This is a genomic window from Candidatus Pantoea communis (assembly GCF_011752685.1).
Classification (GTDB): Bacteria; Pseudomonadota; Gammaproteobacteria; order Enterobacterales; family Enterobacteriaceae; genus Pantoea; species Pantoea communis.
Window position 1 is genome coordinate 1 of record NZ_VWXC01000052.1, and the last position, 2,165, is coordinate 2,165.

Below are 2,165 nucleotides of genomic sequence, written 5' to 3' on the forward strand. Positions count from 1 at the left end.
CCTTGCTTATATCTGTCCCAGATAATCGCCTTCTGCTCTGGCGTGTAGTTAATCCGAGTTCTTCGTTTCATGGCAACGTCCCCCCTTGATTAAGGATAGCGTTGCATCGAGCCATTGAACTCACAGCCATTAACGGACATTCTTTGCATCTGCGAGCACTAATCTGTAGAGAGTAATCCCACCGAATAATAATTCAGATCCGCCGCTATCTTTATAGCCTTTTTTCAGAATTCTGGCCGCAGACAGGTGCCGGAAACGGCCCGGACGTCGCAGAAACACGCTGAGGGCGTCTCATATGGTGTGGCAAGTAGTCCTATGGTAAATCAGGCTGACTGCAGGGGCAGCCTGATCCTGCAGCATAGCGTGTTACTGGATGGCGGCGACTTGGTTTTTTATAATCAGGCGCCATGGAACCATGTACATGGCACCACCGGGAGCTTGAAGCTGCGCGGTGTCCTGTGGTGCATCCGGGCGCTGCTGGATAACTACAAATGAGATCCCCTGAAGATTTTCGGCACTGTAAACCTGGTTTTCAGTGGTTGAAATATTCTGTGAGAGATTGCCGGAAAGCTCTATAGCTACTGATGTCCCCGGCGGACAGTTGGCACTGTTGCAGCGAACAGTCTTAGGAGCGGCAGGGGCCTGCTCGTTCTCAGTACTAATTTCGCTTCCTGGCCCTTTATCGTAAATAAACGGGATCAGCAAAAACAGGGCGAGTACTATCCACATCCATCCTTTCAAAGCGCGTTTTTCCTTAATAAATTTTAATGCGTTCCGCATTTTACATGTTCATGTGGCGACACAGAAAGCCCTTTGTCCGGTTCGGAAATGGGATGTTCTGTCTAATGTGGTACACATCCGTATCGCCAAGATTTTGACGTCCGCAGATCGCTCATAGCTGTTCTTGGGTTTGCCTAAGTCAGCTGCGTGCCAGAAGCGGACATATGTGCAGGGATTACGGGTTTTAATTACCTATAGTCCCGGATTGAACAAGGTTACTTGCAGTTTTTGATGTGTTTTTGATACACCTGGCAGAACGAACCTGAATGTGAGACCAACGCGCTTTTATCAAATTCTTTCAAAATAGAACCCGATAAGGTTATGGTAGAAACTCTCCTTCAACTGGAAACAGGTGTCGTGCATGTCGGCTCCACAATCGAATAAAGACTGGGTCAGAGTTGCACACACGCCAGGAAAAATTGAACGTCTGGAGGCTTACTTCAGTGGGTATGGTTATGAACCTCATCGGCATGATACTTATGCGATCGGCAGGACACTGTCAGGTGTGCAAAGCTTTCGTTACCGGGACAGTAAACAACACAGTTTACCTGGCGGGACAATAGTTCTGCATCCGGATGAAATTCATGATGGCGAGGCAGGAACGACAGAAGGATTTCAGTACCGGATGCTGTATATCGAGCCGGCGTTAATTCAGAAAATTTTGGGCGGAAAACCATTACCCTTTATTCCTGGTGGATTATCAGTAGATCCCCGGCTTTTTGCCGCTACCGGACCGCTGTTAAAAGCGTCAGAAGATTCTATTGATGTCCTTGAAGAGGAGGACGCACTTTATGATCTTGCACAGACTTTGGCCGTAGTAGGAGGGCAACGCTTTCGTCGCTGCCTTGTCGATTATCAGTCTGCAGAGCGCGCGCGCGAATATATACAATCTGAATTCAGCCAAAACATTACGCTGGAAACCTTATCCATCGTCTGTGGTAAAGATCGCTGGAGCCTGAGCCGGGATTTTCGGACACTTTTCGGCACGAGTCCTTATCGCTATGTAACAATGCGCCGTCTTGCATACTGCAGACATCTGATTCAGACAGGTATGTCACTTGCAGAATCTGCTTTAGAGGCAGGGTTCTCAGATCAAAGCCATATGACACGGCAGTTTATAAAAGCATACGGTATTTCTCCGGGCCGTTGGCAAACCTTCATTCATCCCCACCGTTCCTGAGTTGCACGATCGTTCAAGACCGTCACAGCCACTTTATTTATCCTCGACGTTTCTTAAACATTAAGGAATGTCATCATGGGGGGTGCGGACGATTTCTTGGACTGATTGATTATATTAACCCCAGTTTTTGCCGGTACATATCTGGGCTCACTCCACCCAGCGACAGCTTGATCCGATGACTATTGTACCAGCGGATGTAACCATC

At 48.0% G+C, this 2,165-nt stretch carries 3 protein-coding genes; 1 reads left to right on the forward strand and 2 read right to left on the reverse strand.

What is annotated here, in order from left to right:
• Positions 1-366: 366 nt before the first annotated feature.
• Positions 367-780 (reverse strand): hypothetical protein, encoded by a 414-nt coding sequence (locus tag F3J37_RS27755; protein ID WP_166936832.1) that lies wholly within the window; start codon positions 778-780, stop codon positions 367-369.
• 361 nt (positions 781-1,141) lie between these two features.
• On the opposite strand from F3J37_RS27755, the gene F3J37_RS27760 reads away from it, so the two are divergent.
• On the forward strand, positions 1,142-1,960 hold the full coding sequence (locus F3J37_RS27760; protein ID WP_166936834.1) for an AraC family transcriptional regulator: 819 nt from the start codon (positions 1,142-1,144) through the stop codon (positions 1,958-1,960).
• Positions 1,961-2,069: 109 nt separating this feature from the next.
• On the opposite strand, the gene F3J37_RS27765 is transcribed toward F3J37_RS27760, so the two are convergent.
• On the reverse strand, positions 2,070-2,165 hold a 96-nt coding region (locus tag F3J37_RS27765; protein WP_166934416.1), incomplete at its 5' end, for an IS3 family transposase.

Excerpts from the sequence above, each read along its gene's own strand:
- F3J37_RS27755 (WP_166936832.1), bottom strand. The coding sequence starts at position 780 with ATGCGGAACGCATTAAAATTTATTAAGGAAAAACGCGCTTTGAAAGGA.
- F3J37_RS27760 (WP_166936834.1), top strand. The coding sequence starts at position 1,142 with ATGTCGGCTCCACAATCGAATAAAGACTGGGTCAGAGTTGCACACACG.